Annotated in this window: 14 protein-coding genes; 10 read left to right on the forward strand and 4 right to left on the reverse strand. The window is 41.9% G+C overall.

Features of this window, described 5'->3' with window-relative positions:
* Nucleotides 1–12 precede the first annotated feature (12 nt).
* Genes CYQ88_RS02160 through CYQ88_RS02170 form a run of 3 tightly spaced genes read left to right on the forward strand, consistent with a single transcriptional unit; the run spans nt 13 to nt 5,880 of the window.
* Nucleotides 13–1,422 (forward strand): TolC family protein, encoded by a 1,410-nt coding sequence (locus CYQ88_RS02160; protein WP_101839707.1) that lies wholly within the window; start codon nt 13–15, stop codon nt 1,420–1,422.
* Nucleotides 1,423–1,477: 55 nt separating this feature from the next.
* Complete coding sequence (locus CYQ88_RS02165) at nt 1,478–2,578, forward strand: efflux RND transporter periplasmic adaptor subunit (protein WP_101839708.1); 1,101 nt, start codon at nt 1,478–1,480, stop codon at nt 2,576–2,578.
* Nucleotides 2,578–5,880: an efflux RND transporter permease subunit gene (locus CYQ88_RS02170; RefSeq protein ID WP_101839709.1), complete on the forward strand. Its 3,303-nt coding sequence runs from the start codon at nt 2,578–2,580 to the stop codon at nt 5,878–5,880. The genes CYQ88_RS02165 and CYQ88_RS02170 overlap by 1 nt, the downstream gene beginning before the upstream one ends.
* Before the next feature lie 33 nt (nt 5,881–5,913).
* Here CYQ88_RS02170 and CYQ88_RS02175 read toward each other — a convergent pair whose 3' ends face one another.
* From CYQ88_RS02175 to CYQ88_RS02185, 3 genes are all read right to left on the reverse strand, one after another.
* On the reverse strand, nt 5,914–6,963 hold the full coding sequence (locus CYQ88_RS02175; RefSeq protein ID WP_101839710.1) for a GTP-binding protein: 1,050 nt from the start codon (nt 6,961–6,963) through the stop codon (nt 5,914–5,916).
* A 2-nt stretch (nt 6,964–6,965) separates the two neighbouring features.
* Nucleotides 6,966–8,015, reverse strand: coding sequence for a GGDEF domain-containing protein (locus CYQ88_RS02180; RefSeq protein WP_101839711.1), 1,050 nt, complete (start codon nt 8,013–8,015; stop codon nt 6,966–6,968).
* Between the two features lie 83 nt (nt 8,016–8,098).
* Nucleotides 8,099–8,296 (reverse strand): DUF2892 domain-containing protein, encoded by a 198-nt coding sequence (locus tag CYQ88_RS02185; RefSeq protein WP_101839712.1) that lies wholly within the window; start codon nt 8,294–8,296, stop codon nt 8,099–8,101.
* A 100-nt stretch (nt 8,297–8,396) separates the two neighbouring features.
* Here CYQ88_RS02185 and CYQ88_RS02190 point away from each other — a divergent pair, with 100 nt between their 5' ends.
* The 3 genes from CYQ88_RS02190 to rpsI all read left to right on the forward strand — a co-directional run bounded on the left by CYQ88_RS02190 (nt 8,397) and on the right by rpsI (nt 9,810).
* A complete protein-coding gene (locus tag CYQ88_RS02190) occupies nt 8,397–8,819 on the forward strand; it encodes a winged helix-turn-helix domain-containing protein (protein ID WP_101839713.1) in 423 nt (140 codons plus the stop codon).
* A gap of 156 nt (nt 8,820–8,975) precedes the next feature.
* Nucleotides 8,976–9,404, forward strand: a complete 429-nt coding sequence (gene rplM / locus CYQ88_RS02195; protein WP_101839714.1) for a 50S ribosomal protein L13 — start codon at nt 8,976–8,978, stop codon at nt 9,402–9,404.
* 13 nt (nt 9,405–9,417) lie between these two features.
* Nucleotides 9,418–9,810, forward strand: coding sequence for a 30S ribosomal protein S9 (gene rpsI / locus CYQ88_RS02200; RefSeq protein ID WP_101839715.1), 393 nt, complete (start codon nt 9,418–9,420; stop codon nt 9,808–9,810).
* A 174-nt stretch (nt 9,811–9,984) separates the two neighbouring features.
* On the opposite strand, the gene nrdA is transcribed toward rpsI, so the two are convergent.
* Nucleotides 9,985–12,267, reverse strand: a complete 2,283-nt coding sequence (nrdA, locus tag CYQ88_RS02205; RefSeq protein WP_101839716.1) for a class 1a ribonucleoside-diphosphate reductase subunit alpha — start codon at nt 12,265–12,267, stop codon at nt 9,985–9,987.
* 483 nt (nt 12,268–12,750) lie between these two features.
* Between nrdA and CYQ88_RS02210 the strand changes: the two genes are divergently transcribed.
* The 4 genes from CYQ88_RS02210 to CYQ88_RS02225 all read left to right on the forward strand — a co-directional run bounded on the left by CYQ88_RS02210 (nt 12,751) and on the right by CYQ88_RS02225 (nt 16,928).
* Nucleotides 12,751–13,746 (forward strand): porin, encoded by a 996-nt coding sequence (locus CYQ88_RS02210; RefSeq protein ID WP_101839717.1) that lies wholly within the window; start codon nt 12,751–12,753, stop codon nt 13,744–13,746.
* 185 nt (nt 13,747–13,931) lie between these two features.
* Nucleotides 13,932–14,915, forward strand: coding sequence for a hypothetical protein (locus CYQ88_RS02215; protein ID WP_101839718.1), 984 nt, complete (start codon nt 13,932–13,934; stop codon nt 14,913–14,915).
* 38 nt (nt 14,916–14,953) lie between these two features.
* On the forward strand, nt 14,954–16,090 hold the full coding sequence (locus CYQ88_RS02220; protein WP_101839719.1) for a hypothetical protein: 1,137 nt from the start codon (nt 14,954–14,956) through the stop codon (nt 16,088–16,090).
* Nucleotides 16,091–16,262: 172 nt separating this feature from the next.
* A complete protein-coding gene (locus CYQ88_RS02225; RefSeq protein ID WP_101839720.1) occupies nt 16,263–16,928 on the forward strand; it encodes a TorF family putative porin in 666 nt (221 codons plus the stop codon).
* Nucleotides 16,929–16,967 lie beyond the last annotated feature (39 nt).

Raw genomic sequence — 16,967 nt, forward strand, 5'->3', positions numbered from 1 at the left:
AAGGATGTCGTGATGAAAATATTTGACAGAATAAATACGCTATCGGTTGTGGGGTTGCTTTTTTCAGTTTTCGCTGCAGAGTCGCAGGCGGTTTCATCGCCTGTCACTTATGATTTTAAGACTTGTGTCGAAACGGCCTTAAGTCAAAATCCTGAAATGGATGTCAGTCAATATCGCTTAGAGCAAGCGCAATATGCGTTAAAGGAAGCGAATGCCAGCCGTTTGCCACAGGTGACTGCGTCAATGACGGCCTCCCAATCAAATAGTGCTTTAAATGTCTTTGGTATGAAGCTTAACCAGCGCCAAGCTTCTTTTGCCGATTTCGGTTTTAATCCCACGGCCAGTTCCGAATTTATGAGCGGCAATTATAATTATGAACCGAAAGATCTTAACACGCCTGGCAGTCACACTGACTTGAACACCCGTTTGGAAATCTTAATTCCTGTCTGGAATGGCGGTAAGATTTCGGGCTACCAATCACAAGCTGAAGCAATGATTCAAGCGGCTAAAAAAGGTGAACAGGCCGTTCAACAATTTTTAACCTTTAATGTGTATCAAGCCTATGAAGGTGTTCATACGGCACGGGCATTTGTAGCGGTGGCTGAACAAGCCGTTAAAGCGGCTCAAGCTTATGTCGATACGACTGCCAATTTGGTCGAGCAGGGCGTTGTGGTTCGTTCAGAATTGTTGAGTGCTAATGTACACTTGTCTCAGGCAAAAACCAGTTTTGAACAGGCAAAAATGCAAGAACAATTAGCACTTGATAGTTTGAAGATGTTGATGTCGACCCCTGGGAATCAGAGCATTATGGTGGGTGATAGAATGAGTGTTACCTTGCCAAAGGCATCACTTGAAACTTTGCTAACGATGGGGATGCAGACCAACCCGCAATTAAATGCTAAGCGAGAAGAAGCGCGTTCAAGCCAAGCTGAAATGGATGTGGTCAAAGCAGATCAACGTCCGAGCTTTAATATTATGGCACGAGGGGATTTTAATGATTCAGGGCTAGGGTTTGATAGTCAGTCTTATACCGTTGCTGGCGTGTTGTCATGGAAAATGACTGATTTTGGTTTGACCCATAACCGATTAAATCGGGCTTCAGCGGCAACGGCAGAGAAAAAAGCCGCCGTTCGTTCTCAAGAAAATCAAGTTCGTCATGCCATTCTAAAAGCTTGGAGAACGTTGCAGGTGGTCGAAAAACAAGTTTACTCCCATCAGCTTGCCGTTGAACAAGCAGAAGAAGCCCAGCGATTGATTCTAAAACGCTATAAAGGTGGGATTGCGACGATGACTGAAGTGCTTGCAAGTCAAGCGCAGCTAGATAAAGCGCGTGCTGAATTGGTGCAGTCTTTGTATGAACAGAATATTCAAAAAGCCAAGCTAAGATTAGAAACAGGAACTATGCGCTTGGATCAATTGTAATTAAAACGTAACTTCAATTGCTGTAATCATTAAATTAATTGTTAAAGGTGATGCTATGACCTCTTTTTCTAAATCATTGTTTGTTGGGTTGATTGTTTTTGGCGTAGTTGGTTGTAATCAAGCGCCTGAAAATGAACCGGCTGCGGTTCATTCGGTTCAAATCATTGAAGCGCCCGTTGATCAAGTTAAATTGGGAACCATTCCTCTGAAAGCAACCGTCGCGGGAGCGGTGGTGCCAGATCAGAAAGCGCAGATCGCCTCTCGTTTAATGGGGTATATCAAAGATTTTGATGTCAGGGTCGGTCAAAAGGTGAAAGTGGGTGATTTGCTTTTTTCAATTGATTCAAATGATGTGAATAGTCAAATTTTGCAAGCTCAGTCCGCTTATCAGCAGGCGTTGGCTGCATTGGAAGATGCAAAGTTAGATTACGACCGTTTTTCAAAACTCTACCAAGACGATTCGGTATCAAAACAACAATTTGATAAGGTTTCTTTGCAGTATAAAGTCGCTAAAGAAAATTTGATCGCGGCGCGTTCTGGATTAAACCAAGCTAAATCACAATTAAATTATGCCAATGTAAAGGCGCCTTTTGATGGCGTTGTGGTTGAGAAGTTAGCAGTTGCAGGGGCGCTGGCTGCTCCTGGAAATCCGGTTCTCGTTTTGGAGAACCTGACGTCTTTAAGTGTTCGTACCCAAGTTGCTGAAGATCTTTTTGCCGTATTGCGCAATGGAGATGAAGCCGAAGTTCGTATGGATGGGCAGCCAGAACCAATCATGGCAACCATCTATGCGTTAGTGAGTGCAGCAGATCCTAAATCACGTACGCATACCGTTAAACTGAGTTTGCCTTCAGTGGTGAATGTCAATAGTGGTACCTTTGCCAGAGTTGGGTTTAAGCGTGGTGAAAGACAAACCATGATGGTGCCCCAATCCGCGATTGTGAATCGTTCTGGAATAGAAGGGGTCTTTGTCATAAAAGAGGGTGTTGCCTATTTTCACATGGTTCGATTAGGTGAAACGATTGCGGATCAAGTAGAAATCAAAGCTGGGGTTAATTTGGGCGATAATATCGTGATTGATAATAACCAAAGTATCTTAAATGGCGACAAGATCGTGCCTGTTTCTAAGACGTCTGAGTCTAAAGGAGCTAAGTAATGTCAAGCACTGATCAAAAATCATCAATGAATTTGAATATCGCTGGCAAGCTGGCAAAAGGGTTTATTCACTCCAAAATCACTATGATGATTATGATTGCCGTGACCTTAGCCGGTATTTTAGCTTATGTGGTGACGCCAAGAGAATATAACCCACAGATCGTGGTTCCAGCGGCGAATATTATTGTGCCAAAAGGAGGGGCAACGCCTAATGAAGTTCAAAATATGGTGGTTAAACCTCTAGAAACTATTATGGGCGCCTTACCGGGTGTGAAACATACCTTTGGTTATGCATCTAATGATTTTGGGGTGGTAACGGTTCAATTTGATGTGGGTGAAAATCAGGTGGATAGTTTGGTTAAGCTCTATAACCAACTGATGCAAAATATGGATAAGATGCCACCGGATACGCAGCAACCGCTGATTAAGCCAATTAATGTTGATGATGTACCGATAATGACCTTGGCGGTGACATCCGACTCACTTTCTGGATATGATTTGAGGGATATCACCACGAAATTGGTGGAGAGTGTTCGTAATATTCCTGGCGTCTCTTTTACAGAAGTGATCGGTGGGCAACGCCGAGCAGTCAATGTTTGGTTAGATGCGCAAAAAATTGCTCTGACGGGCATGTCGCTTGAGCAAATTAGCAAGATGTTAAAGGGCAGTAATGTGTCGTTGCCAGTCGGCGCGTTGGTTAATAACAACGAACGCTCGACAGTTCGAGTCAATGGCTTCTTGGGTAGCGCTGAAGAGGTTGGCGAAATCATTATCGGCATTTCAAAGGGTCGGCCAATCTATTTAAAAGATATTGCACAGATTGAAGATGGGCCAATGGAGATTGATGAAGATACTCGATTGGGTTATGGGCAAGCAGATCTGCGTTCGGCAAAAGGTGAAAGAGCCGCCGTGACCCTTTCGATTGCTAAAAAACCAGGCACTAACGCAGTCGTAGTTGCCGATGCAGTATTAGAAAAAATATCAGAGTTAAAGCGTAGCGTGTTACCGGCGAATGTTGATGTGGTAGTAACCCGTAATGATGGAGAAAAAGCCAATGCTGCGGTAAATCTACTAATGGAGCACTTGGTCATTGCGGTCGCTTCGGTGATTGTTATTTTAGTGCTGTTTTTAGGTTGGCGTGAAGCAGGTATTGTGACGCTGACGGTGCCGTTGATTTTGTTTGTGGTGTTGTTTATTGGCTATCTTTCAGGTCAGACGATTAACCGTATCACGTTATTTGCGTTGATTCTATCTTTAGGGTTATTGGTGGATGCGGCCATCGTGGTTATTGAAAATATACACCGCCATATTCATGATGGGTTCGACCCAGAAAAATTTGATGAATTAATGATTAAGGCAACCAATGAAATTGGAAACCCGACCAATGTCGCCACGTTTGCGGTTATTTTGGCCTTTATTCCAATGTTGTTCGTGACTGGAATGATGGGGCCTTTTATGGCACCGATTCCTTTTAATGTCCCCGTTGCTATGGTGGCATCCTTGTTGATTGCCTATATTTTGGTGCCTTATGCGTCCTATCGCTTCTTAGGTAAAAAAGCCATTAAAGAAATGCGTGAACGTGAAAGCCTAGAAGCACACCATGTTAATAAACAAGATTGGATGCAAACACTATATGAAAAGACCATCGTACCGATGTTGGAGAGTCGTACTAAGCGTAATGTGTTTTTATTTGCGGTGTTAGCCGCGTTAATTGCGGCGATGCTGCAACCGGCGTTACAGTTCGTGCGAGACGATGGCATGAATAATCCGTTGCACTCAGCTGGGGTTGAAGTCAAGATGTTGCCTTATGACAATACCGAGACGTTTTTAGTGCAGGTGGATATGCCAGAAGGAACGGCATTAGAAGCGACCGATGCCGTTGTGCGTCAAACCAATGCGGTGATTGCTCAAATACCGTTTGTGACTGATTATTCGGTTTATTTAGGTCGGCCTGCACCGATTGACTTTGCCGCATTGGTGCGTGGGGATTTAATAAAGCAAGGTTCAAATTTTGCGCAAATCCGAGTGAATTTGGTGAGCAAACATGATCGAGCCTTATCGTCACACGATATTGTACAGATGCTTGATGAACGTTTAAAATCATTGCGAATAGCGGTGCCTACGGCCAACATTAAGATTTATGAAACACCGCCAGGACCACCTGTGACCACACAAATTATGGCAGAGCTCTATGGGCCTGATTATGAAACTTTACGCGTGGCGGCGAAAGAAGTTAGCGCTAAAATGGATGAAATCTATGGATTGCGCAACATCGATGATAGCGTGACTGTGAACACCGATAGTTATCAAATCAATATTGATCGAACGCAAGCCAATTTGCTCGGTGTTATACCCGCAGAAGTTGCAAAAATGTTACGTGATTACATTACTGGCTATGAACTCGGTTATATGCATTTAGATAATGTCCGTGAACCGGTCAATATTATGGTGCGTTTACCCCGTTCGGAAAGAACCGTTCCAGAACAGTTATTGTCATTAACGGTACAATCTCGTTCTGGAGCATCCGTTCCGGTTTCAACCTTTGCCAAAATTCAAAAGGTCACCCAAGCGAAACCGATTGTTAGCCGAGATCAGCATCAAATGGTGATGGTCGGGGGCGAGCTCTTGCGCTCAAGTCCAGTTTATGCCGTATTGAGTTTAGATTCGATGCTGGATAGTGTTCGATTGCCAGAGTCGGGAGTTGCCTTTAAAACGGCGAACCTTGGCTTTGTTGAAGCCCAACCAGATGATGTGATGAATTATTCTTTGTTATGGGGTGGAGAGATGCGCCTAACATTGGATGTGTTTCGAGATATGGGCAGTGCCTTTATCGTGGCGTTAATTTTCATCTACTTAGTGCTGGTGGGCTACTATCGATCCTTTATGATGCCGGTGATTGTGATGGGCGCGATCCCTTTGACAATGATTGGGGTTTTTCCTGGACATTGGTTAACCGGTCAAGCGTTTACTGCGACGTCGATGATTGGGGTGATTGCGTTAGCTGGAATCGTAGTTCGTAATTCGTTACTGCTAATTGACTTCATTTTAGAATATCGTGCGGAAGGAAAGTCTTTGAAAGATGCGGTGATTGAAGCGGGTAAAGTCAGATTCCGTCCAATTCTGTTAACGGCTTTAGCGATTATGTTTGGTTCAATGATAATGATTACTGATCCAGTATTTGGGGGCTTAGCCGTATCGTTAATTTTTGGCACTTTGTCTTCAACCGTATTAACACTGCTGGTTATTCCATTGATGTATTATATTTGGCAGTGGCATACGGTTGTGAAACATCAACAAGCATAAAGTTCTTGTCAGCGACTTCATGGCGCAGCAAGGTTAAGTTGCGCTATGGGAGGTTATTGAGGCTGCTAAGTGCTGTTCAAATTCGACCAGATCAAAGTCATGGTTGGCTTTTAATAGGATTTCCACGCGACTATCCTTGCGGTAAGCAATCAGCTCTCGACTGACAGTTTGGTTAACCAGTTGAAATAGCATTCGGGGCGTATCGCCCACTCTAAAAACGCCTTTAGCACGTAAAATCACACTGGGCGTTTTCGCAAGCAGTCCAAATAAACTTTGTAATGTTTTCCAATCAAACTGAACCTGATGGTCAAAAACCCAGCCGATGGCTTGTGTGTTCAAATTTTGATGGCTTTGGCGTGTGTGACAGCCTGTTAGTAGGACGCCTGTATCTGGAAGGGGGGGCTGTGGAACCGCTTCGGCAGCGACCAGTTTAAATGGTGTTTCTTGTCGTGTGAATTGAGCCGAATAAAAGTGAGAATGTTCTAGGTGATGATTGTCGATTACGGCTTGTTGTGTGGTGAAAATGGCTGTTTTAGGTGGGTAGAGCGTTTCTAAATAGCTTTGAACGCTCTGTACCTTTTCAGAAGCTGCTAAGTCAGTTTTATTGAGAATAATGACATCGGCCATAGAGATTAGACTTTGTAAAATAGAAAGCCTTTTAATTTCTTGGACATCGGTTTCAGAAACATCAAATAGGGTAAATAAGGTTTGAATTTCAAGTTGATTTTCGAAAACCGGCGCTAAAAAAATATCTAACAAGTTCTGAGGTTCTCCCAGCCCTGTTGGTTCAATTAAAATTCGATCAGGGGTTTGTATGTCTAAAATGGACAGCACCGTGGTGGTGAGTTCATCTTTGGATGTACAGCAGATGCAGCCGCCTGGAATCTGTTGGATTTGTGTGTGGGATTGTTCACTCAAAATGGCGCCATCAATGCCAACAGCACCAAATTCATTCACCAAGATGACCCAGTGTTCTTGGGGTGGTTTTTGGGTTAGCAGTTGACGTAAAAATGTTGTTTTACCGGCACCTAATTGCCCAGAGATTAGATTTAGTGCACACTTTCGAGAGGGGGACTTTCCCATTGTTAAAGTGCATCCTCTCCAACAGTCCGATGTCTGCCGTTTGCTTTAGCCTGATACAGGCATCGGTCAGCTCGATCAAAAAGTTGTTCAAAAGGTTCATTAAGTTGATAGATGGCGACGCCAATCGATACGGTTAGCTGGATAGGAAGTGAATTACTTTTAGCTTGTAGTGGCTTGGCTGCAATTTTTGAGCGAATGTTGTTCGCAACTTTGAGTGCATCACTGTAACTTGTATCGGGTAAAACAATGGCAAATTCTTTACCACCTACACGCGCCACAAAATCTTGACCCTTAATGAGGTTTTTAAGTAAACGTGCTAGATAACGAAGAATACTATCGCCAATGAGGTGCCCGAATTGATCATTAATATTTTTAAACAGGTCGATATCAGCCAGCAGTAAGCTAAAAGTTTGTTGTTGGGTGTTAGCATTGTCGATCATTGCCTTGATTTTTTCATTAAAACCGCGCCGATTGGGAATGTTAGTCAATTCATCGGTTTTGGCTAGCGACGTTGCCTTTGTTAGTTCGGTTTGCAATTGCTTTATTTCTTGCTGGGATTGAATGATTTGCTGGTGTAATTGAAATGTATCGTCTTGGTATGCTTTGATGCTAGGAAGCACTTCTTGTTGTAAATGTTGCAATATGTCTTCTTTTGAAAAAAACTGATGCAATGTTTCGATTTTCCCATTTAGGATTAGATAATGATGGTCATGACTTCGTAACCAATGGTCAAACGAGTCTAGTAGCTCATTGAGTATTTCAGATGTTGTTTCTGCCTGTAAACTTTGACCAAGAACTTTCGACCACAGCATGTTAAATAATATTTGCGCTGAGGCGTCATCATAATTGTCAAATTCGAGTGTTTCAGCAATGGTGGCAGAAAGATCTGAATCAATTTGAGAGATCCATTCATAAAAGAGCGTGTAATAGATTGGGTTTGGAGGGATTTTTTTTGTTTTTAACTCTCGTAGTGTTTTAGCGCAGAGGGTTTCTGTGTCTTTTAATGAGGCTTGATAACGATGAGGTAAGTCTAACGAGTTAAGATTTTTCATAAACCCTCAAGGTTGAGCTTGGAATTGATTTGAGTAAAAAAACAAAACCGCCAGACCTAGCGGTATTGTTTAATCTTCACTGATTATCTTTGAACTTGTTCATGAAGTGGGCAGGTTTGAATTCCCAGTAGGCTGTACAGTGGGCACCACTTTAGTAAGCCTGTAAATAATGGAACGACACCGATATAGGCCCACGCATCGAGTGTATTAGTGGCCGCTAATGTAATGAGTAGCGCACCAATAATAATTCTTAACCAACGATCTAAACTTCCAACATTCATTTTTTAATCTCCATTGACTATTGAGAATTGCACAGACTATTATAACGAAATAATCCTGTTTAAATCGTCTATAGCTTGGGAGTGAGCGTAAAATTTATTTATGACATCAATAGCACACATAACTTCAGATACCAAACAAACCCCTTCCTCAAAACTTCCAGGAGAAGCATACTCTGAAAGGATAAGAGCGCGATTTTGGCTGTCTGACGATTCAGGATCTTATGTCGGAATTGGTCGTATTACGCTATTGGAAGAAATACAGAAAACGGGCTCGATTAATCAAGCGGCGAAAGCAATGAATATGTCTTATAAGAAAGCCTGGAAATTGGTTGATGAAATGAATCAGTTGCTCAATCAGCCATTAGTAATTAAGGCGCAAGGAGGAAAGTCTGGTGGAGGAACCATTTTAACCCAAGAAGGGCTTTGGGTATTGGAACAGTTTCGAGCGATAGAGCAGCGTCTGCAAAAGTTCTTACAGCATGAGTCCTGTCAATTTGCTCAAGAACTGAATTCCTTGAAATAACGTTATAAATACTTGACTTTAATTCAGAAGTCACTAAAATCCCACTCTTTAATCCTTACCCCCTTCTTATTGCCCGTTAAACAGTAAGTGATTATTTGCAAAGTGTCATCTCAGCAAATAATTGGTTGGATTATTTATTTATTTTAGGACAAAGTTATGAAAACATTTGTTGCAAAACCAGCTGAAGTTAAACGTGACTGGTATGTTGTAGACGCCGAAGGTAAAACTTTGGGTCGTATGGCGGCAGAAATTGCTGCCCGCCTTCGTGGAAAGCATAAGCCAGAATATACACCTCATGTGGATTGTGGTGATTATGTCATCGTTATTAACGCCGATAAAGTTGCCGTTACTGGTAATAAGCGTAAAAACAAAATGTATCACCATGTAACAGGGTATGTTGGTAATTTAAAGTCAACCAACTTTGAAACTTTGGTTGGGAACAAGCCAACTCGTCCGGTTGAGTTCGCCATTAAAGGTATGATGCCTCGTGGTCCTCTAGGCCGTGCTATGTTGAAAAAACTAAAAGTGTATGCAGGTGCTGAACACCCACATACTGCACAACAACCTAAAGAACTAGACTTGTAAGAGGAATTTGATAATGGCAACAGAACAATATTACGGAACAGGTCGTCGTAAAAGCTCAGTCGCTCGTGTATTCATGCGTGCTGGCTCTGGTAAAATCACTGTTAATGGTCGTGATGTCGCAGATTACTTTGCGCGTGAAACGGACTTAATGGTGATTAATCAGCCTTTAGAAGCAACTGAAAGCGTCGATAAATTTGATGTAACAATCACGGTATTAGGTGGTGGAACGACTGGTCAAGCAGGTGCGGTTCGTCACGGTATTTCACGTGCATTGGTTGTTTTCAGTGAAGAGAACCGTTCAGCACTTCGTCAGCGTGGTTTATTAACACGTGATGCTCGTAAAGTTGAACGTAAAAAAGTGGGGCTGCGCAAAGCTCGTCGTCGTCCACAGTTCTCAAAACGTTAATTCGTTTTATTACGGCACTCAAAAAACCGCCAAACTGGCGGTTTTTTTATGCCTGAAATAAATGTAAAAGAAGCTTCTATTTAGGGGGTAACGGAGCTTTTAAGTGAGATTAATTATTAAAAAACCCGCAAAGCGGGTTTAGGATAGCTTAATAGGATGCGCTATTGTATAGTCCTAGAGTTTGCAAGCCCCGCCAGCACAGCCATCATCTTCATGAGAGTCATCTGCACCGTCTCGAGTGTTGTGGTAATACAGTGTCTTAAGCCCCATTTTGTAAGCATACAGTAAATCTTGAAGGATGAGTTTAATGGGAACGCGTCCTTCATTGAACCGGGCTGGATCATAGTTGGTATTTGCTGAAATGGCTTGGTCAACAAATTTCTGCATAATACCTACCAATTGTAAATAGCCTTTGTTGTCAGGAATTTGCCATAGAAGTTCATACTGGTCGCGATACTTCTTAAAGCCTGGCACAACTTGTTTTAAGATGCCGTCTTTTGAGGCTTTAACTGATACATAACCACGGGGCGGCTCGATGCCATTGGTGGAGTTGGTGATTTGTGAGGAAGTTTCACAAGGCATTAGGGCTGTTAAAGTGGAGTTGCGTAAACCATGGGTTTGAATCTCAGTACGTAAGGCTTCCCAGTCGTAATGAAGTGGCTCGCTACAAAATTCATCCAGTTCCTTTTTGTAGGTGTCAATCGGCAAAATACCTTGAGCATACTTGGTCTCACTAAATTGTGGACAGGGACCAAATTCTTTGGCAAGGTTTGAAGATGCTTTGAGTAAGTAATACTGGATGGCTTCGAACGCTTTGTGTATGGTGTTGTTAGCAGTTCCATCAGAATATTTAACATGATTTTTGGCGAGATAGTATGCGAGGTTGGTGACACCAATTCCCAAGGTTCTTCGGCCCATGCTTGCACGCTTGGCGGCTTCGACTGGATAGTCCTGATAGTCAAGTAAACTGTCTAACGCTCTAACGATCAAGTCTGCAAGATCCTCAAGTTCGTTGAGGTCTTTTAAAGCCCCCAAATTAAAGGCTGATAAGGTGCAAAGTGCAATTTCGCCATTTGGATCTTCGACCGATTCAAGTGATTGCGTTGGTAGTGTGATCTCTAAGCATAAGTTAGATTGGTGGATGGGGGCCTGTTTTGGATCAAATGCACTGTGGGTGTTGGAGTGGTCAACGTTTTGAATATAAATTCGACCCGTTTGAGCCCTTTCCTGTGCCACTTGGGTAAATAGCTCGACCGCTTTGATTTTCTTTTGGCGAATGCTGGAATCAGCTTCGTAAATTTTATAAAGCCGCTCGAATTCATCCTGGTCCTCAAAAAACGCATCATAGAGTCCGGGGACGTCTGAAGGGCTAAATAGCGTGATATCTCCGCCCTCAATCATGCGTTGATACATAAGTTTGTTGATTTGAACGCCATAATCTAGGTGGCGTGCACGGTTTTCTTCAACTCCCCTGTTGTTTTTTAGAACCACAAGAGATTCAACTTCCAAATGCCATATTGGGTAAAACAAGGTTGCTGCACCGCCACGAACCCCGCCCTGGGAGCAGGATTTGACAGCTGTTTGAAAGTGTTTAATAAACGGTATCATGCCAGTATGATAAGCTTCACCGCCGCGTATTTCTGAACCTAGCGCCCTAATGCGCCCAACATTGACACCAATCCCCGCACGTTGCGAGACATATTTAACAATAGAAGAAGCAGTCGCATTAATGGAATCTAAAGAATCGCCACACTCAATTAAGACGCAAGAGCTGAATTGACGTGTAGGCGTTCGAACGCCAGACATAATCGGAGTGGGCAATGATAATTTGAAGGTTGATGCCGCATCATAAAACCGTTTGACATAATCGAGTCGTGTTTGTCCAGATGTTGCATTATTTGGATAATGTGCAAACAAACTCATGGGAATAAGCATATAAATAAATTGTGGGCTCTCAAAGATTTTTCCTGTCACCCTATTTTGTACCAGGTATTTGCCTTCGAGTTGTTTGACGGCAGCATAGCTAAAGTTCATATCGCGTTCATGCTGGATGTAATTGTCTAGTTCGTCAATCTCAGCCTTAGTGTAGTCGCTTAGTATTTGGGCGTCATATAGGTTGCTTCGAACCATTTTATTAATATGCTCGAATAAAGCTGGTGGTGTAAAGCGATCAAAGGCTTTCTTGCGCAAATGAAAGATGGCCAGGCGTGCCGCAAGGTGTTGGTAGTCTGGCGCGCTTTCTGAAATAAGGTCAGCGGCTGACTTGATAATGGTTTCATGAATGTCGGCCGTTTTCATGCCGTCATAAAATTGTATATGAGACTTCAGTTCTACTTCAGATACAGAGACATTTTCTAACCCCTCCGCAGCCCAGGTGATGACACGATGGATTTTTTCTAAATCAAGCGGTTCGGTTTTGCCATTTCGCTTGGCAATATTCATGGTTTCAGTTGACATAGGCCGTTATCTTTAATGTTTTCAGTTGGTTAAAAAAGACTTATAGAGAAAGCCTTGAAATTTGACTGTTAACCCTTGGGGGTTGAAGTGCTTAAACTACCATATGTAGTAAAATTGTTTGTTCGATTTACTAAATGTGGGATTTATTATAGGGGGAAGTTTGTAAAAATCATAGCTTATTAATCATTAAAAATTCTAGTTTGAGTGGTAAGAAAATTTGATAGCCAAGTCTATTGCCCAATTGAAGGGTGTTGACGCTACACAGCTCAGAATTAATATGACAAAAAAATGTCAAACAACTTGGGTGTATGAAATTTATATGACAAAGGTGTTGTATAAATGCAACGGAAAAGAATTTTGTTGTAAATAAAGTGAAAAGACTTGCTACCCATTAACAAAGTTTATATAGTGTCATTCAAGTTCACAATTTAAGTGAACACTTAATTAAGTAAAATATTACTGATTACAAATAGGAAGAAGACTATGAAAAAGAATATGATTGCGCTAGCTATCGCTTCTGCTGTTGCAGCTCCTGCTGCTTTTGCTGATGCTCCAACTGTTTATGGTAAAGTAAACTCTGCTATTCAAAGTAATGCTAAAGGTGCTGATACGGGTTTAACTGTTGACAGTGTTGCATCACGTGTTGGTGTTAAAGGTGCTGCAGATTTAACTCCTGGTTTAAAAGCGGTTTATAAATATGAATTTGAAGTTCAAATGGATGCTAGTAGCACTTTAAAAAATCGTAACCAATACTTGGGTCTAGCAGGTGGTTTCGGTACCGTTTTAATGGGTCGTCATGATACGCCTGTTAAGATGTCGCAAGCTTCAGATTTATTCAATGATGGTGTTTTTGATAACAATGCCATGACCAGCGTTATGGCGCATGGTGAAGATCGTCTTTCAAATGTTTTAGCCTATGTTTCTCCTGATTTAGGTGGGGTTAAAATCATCGGTGCTTTTGTTCCTGATGAAGGTGCGACTGGTGCTGCCAAAGATTCTTCTTTAACTGACACGACTTCATTTGCAGCGATCTATGGTTCAAAGAAAAAAGGGCTTTTCCTATCAGCAGGTGTGAATTCCTTCGGTGAGTTAAAGGATGCTGCAGGTGTTGTAACTCGTGCTTCTGCAACCTTTACACGTGTTTCAGCACAATATAGTGTTGCTGGATTGGTTGCTAACGCTATGTACCAAACATATGATGGCGCTGGTAAAGAAGGCTCAAACATTACCGCTAACGTTGGTTATCACATGGGTCAATTCATGCCTAAGATTAAATATGCAACCAACTCAGAAGATAAAAATTCTGGCAACACAGGTTCTGTAGTTGTAGTCGGTATGGATTACAAGTTAGGCAAGAAAACCACTGCTTATGTTGATTTCGGTAGTTTTGATAAAGAAATGGGTGCGAATAGTAAAGTTGGTAGCGGTACAGCTGACAGCATTACCAAATACTCAATTGGTTTAATCCATAAGTTTTAATATAATACTTGCTTAGGCGAGTTTAAAACTGAAAAACCCCGCTATGCGGGGTTTTTTTTTGAGTTGAAAAATCTGAGACGTTTATTTGGTAGGGTAATTTCTTTGTTAAGACTTGGTTAAGCTTGCCGCGTTATTCTAATGATGCAGAACAGTCTTTATACGAATGAGAGGGGTGAACGTTGTTAATGAACAGGAAAACGTGGTTGGGTGCAATCTTGGTAGGAATGCTTGCAGGCTGCGGCGGAGGCGGTGGCTCTGCGCCGACCGTGCAAATGACGGGTGTCGTGGTTGATTGGTATATTCAAGATGCATTGATTTTTGCTGACTTGAATGATGACGGTGTTTATCAACCTGAAACGGAGCCTTCAACGCGAAGTGGTTCTGGTGGTGGCTATCAATTGCATGTTACCTCAGATCGGCCCTATTACTTGATTTCAAAAGGTGGCATCGATACTTCAACTTCTCAATATTATGCAGCGACATTGATAGCGGAAGGTCATTATGACAATATTACGCCTGTTACAACCATGGATGCTTTAATTGTCCGCAAGGGCACGCATCCAATGGTCGCAGATTTGATTGTGCGGCAATTAACGGGAATGGATGATCCGACTGAGCCGGATGATTCGGTGCCTTTGGATGCTAACCCTGCAACTAACAAGCACTTGTTGGCAGGATCCAGAATGTTCGCTATGTACAATAATGCCTTGACCGAGGTGCTGTCTCAGGTAGTTAAGCCTTCAGAGGGCTTTACTGAGGCAGAACTTAAAATAAAATTATCCAGATCGGCTTGGGAGCAACTTGCCAGACGAGTTGCAGAAGAATATACCCCAGGGGTGTTTGCAACCATTAAGCCCTCAACGTTGCAGAAGACAATCCAGTATTTGTTAGCCGAATATGGTGTTGAGACCGAGGTTGGTGTAACTGTATTAATGTCAGATGCTTTAGCAGAGACGATTCATGGCTTTGTGAAATCCTCGACATCAGAGTTGTCATTATCTACCCATATATTCGGAGACGATGATGAAGGGGATCGTGTTTATATGGGTGATGTTCAGGATGCCCAAGATCAAACCATAGCTTTGATCATTCAAAATGCATCTGTCACGGGATTAGTTCCGACGATTCGTATAGAGGGTGATGATGATAAAGATGAATATGAGCACTAAAGTGAGTGCTTTATATTTTGAAAGGATCATGGAGTAGAGTGTTTTTTGTAGCGGGCTTATTTAGACGGATTGGGCAAAACAAAGAAGGTGTAGTCGATATGATGAAAAAAGTAATGATTGTTTCAATTCTAGGTGCTTTAGCAGGGTGTGGCGGCGGCTCTTCTTCTGCCCCAGCAACTGATGGTGGAACAACGACGCCTACCAAGACTGTACAATTAAGTGGTGCAGTGGTTGATTGGTATATTACTGATGCCTTTGTATTTGCGGATTTGAATAAAAATGGAGTTCATGAAGTGGATGAGCCGTCTGTTCGAACAGATGCAACTGGTTTTTATGATTTGAACCAAAGTGGGATTACCGAGACAGACTATGATTTGGTTGCAAAAGGTGGGGTCGATAAAGCAACTGGTCAGTACTATGCCGCAACCCTTTTGGCTGAGAGTACTTATAAGAATATTACTCCTTTGACGACTTTGGATGTTCTGTTAATTCGTAATCATGGTTATAGTGCTGCTGAAGCTGACTTGATTGTGCAAAAATTGGTTGGTATGGAAGATCGTGAAGACGTCACTTCGTTAGATGCTAACCCGGCCACCAATAAATACTTGTTATCAGGTGCCAGGATGTTGGCCATGTATAACAATGTGTTAACAGAAGTGATGTCTCAGATTGTCAAGCCATCTGATACGACTGTATATTCGCAAGATGATATCAATATTAAAATTTCGCGTGATGCCTGGGATCAAATGGCGGCTCAGGTGGACTATGAGTATCAGCAGGAATTGGCGAAAGAAAATGGTGATAAAAATAAGGTTGAGCCTCAAATTACCGATGAATCTTTGATGTTTATGGTGAAATTGATGCTTGAAAAATATCAGCAGCAATATAATTTGACTGGTGTGGATTATCAAACGTTGATGCCGCCCGCCTTGGCAAAACAAATTTATGAGTATGTGGATAAGGTCACGGATGATGATTTTGTGTTAAGTGGCCATGCATTTGGGGATGATGAAGAAGCGGATGATACTTATATGTCAACCGTCCAGACTACGCAGGATGATACAGTTGTAAAATATGTTCAGCAGTATTCTGTTACAGGCACTGTCCCTGAAGTAAAAATCAAAGGAGATGATGATGAAGAAAAATATGGAGATGATGAGCATCATCACGATTAAAATTTGGTGCACTGTAGTTTAAAATGGTGCATTAGTTTTTTCTATAGCAAGTTTGTTTTTGGTTTTTTTTGATTAACTTATTGATTTATATATTGTTTAAATTTTATGGCATGGAAATCTCTATAGGCATAGCGAGTTTTAAATTAATAGACACTAAATTTGGAGATCCAAAATGAAAAAAACTAATTCTATCAAAAAACTACTTGCTTCTATGGCAATTGTTTCTTCAGCCGCTTTAACTTTTGCGCCAGCTACGACACATGCCGGTGAAGTTTCTTATAATGCCGCGGTTTCTAATATGTACTTGTGGCGTGGACAAAACATTAGTAGTCCATCCCCAGCTGTTTTTGGTGGTATTGATTATGCTGCGGATTCAGGGTTCTATGTTGGTACTTGGACCTCTTCAGAAGGTGCTGCAGGTAGTACTGAGTTTGACTTGTATGGTGGTTTTGCTGGTGGAATGGGTGATTTTGGTTATGACATTGGTTATGCTGCTTATTTGTATCCAGATGTTAACGGTAAAGAATTCGTAAACTCGGATGCCAGTTTTTTAAGTGAATATATCGTTGGTTTATCTTTCAAAGATTTATCAGCAACCTTCTTCTTGTATACTGAAGAAGTGTCCGATATGTATACTTCTATTGATTACAGTGTTGGTAAGTTTGGTCTTCACGCTGGTATGTACAAATTTAAAGCGTCTGGCAGCGACTATACCGACTTCAATGTGAGTTATGCAGCAACAGATAGCTTGTCATTTACCTTGAGTAAAGCGCAAGGTGATGGTGTGAAGGGTGCTGAAAACCCTATGATTCAAGTTACCTATGCTCTACCTATCTAAATAGAGCAGTAACGTAAGCTAATACTTTTTCTTATTTTC

The sequence above is a fragment of the Hydrogenovibrio sp. SC-1 genome (assembly GCF_002848135.1).
In the GTDB taxonomy this organism is placed as follows: domain Bacteria; phylum Pseudomonadota; class Gammaproteobacteria; order Thiomicrospirales; family Thiomicrospiraceae; genus Hydrogenovibrio.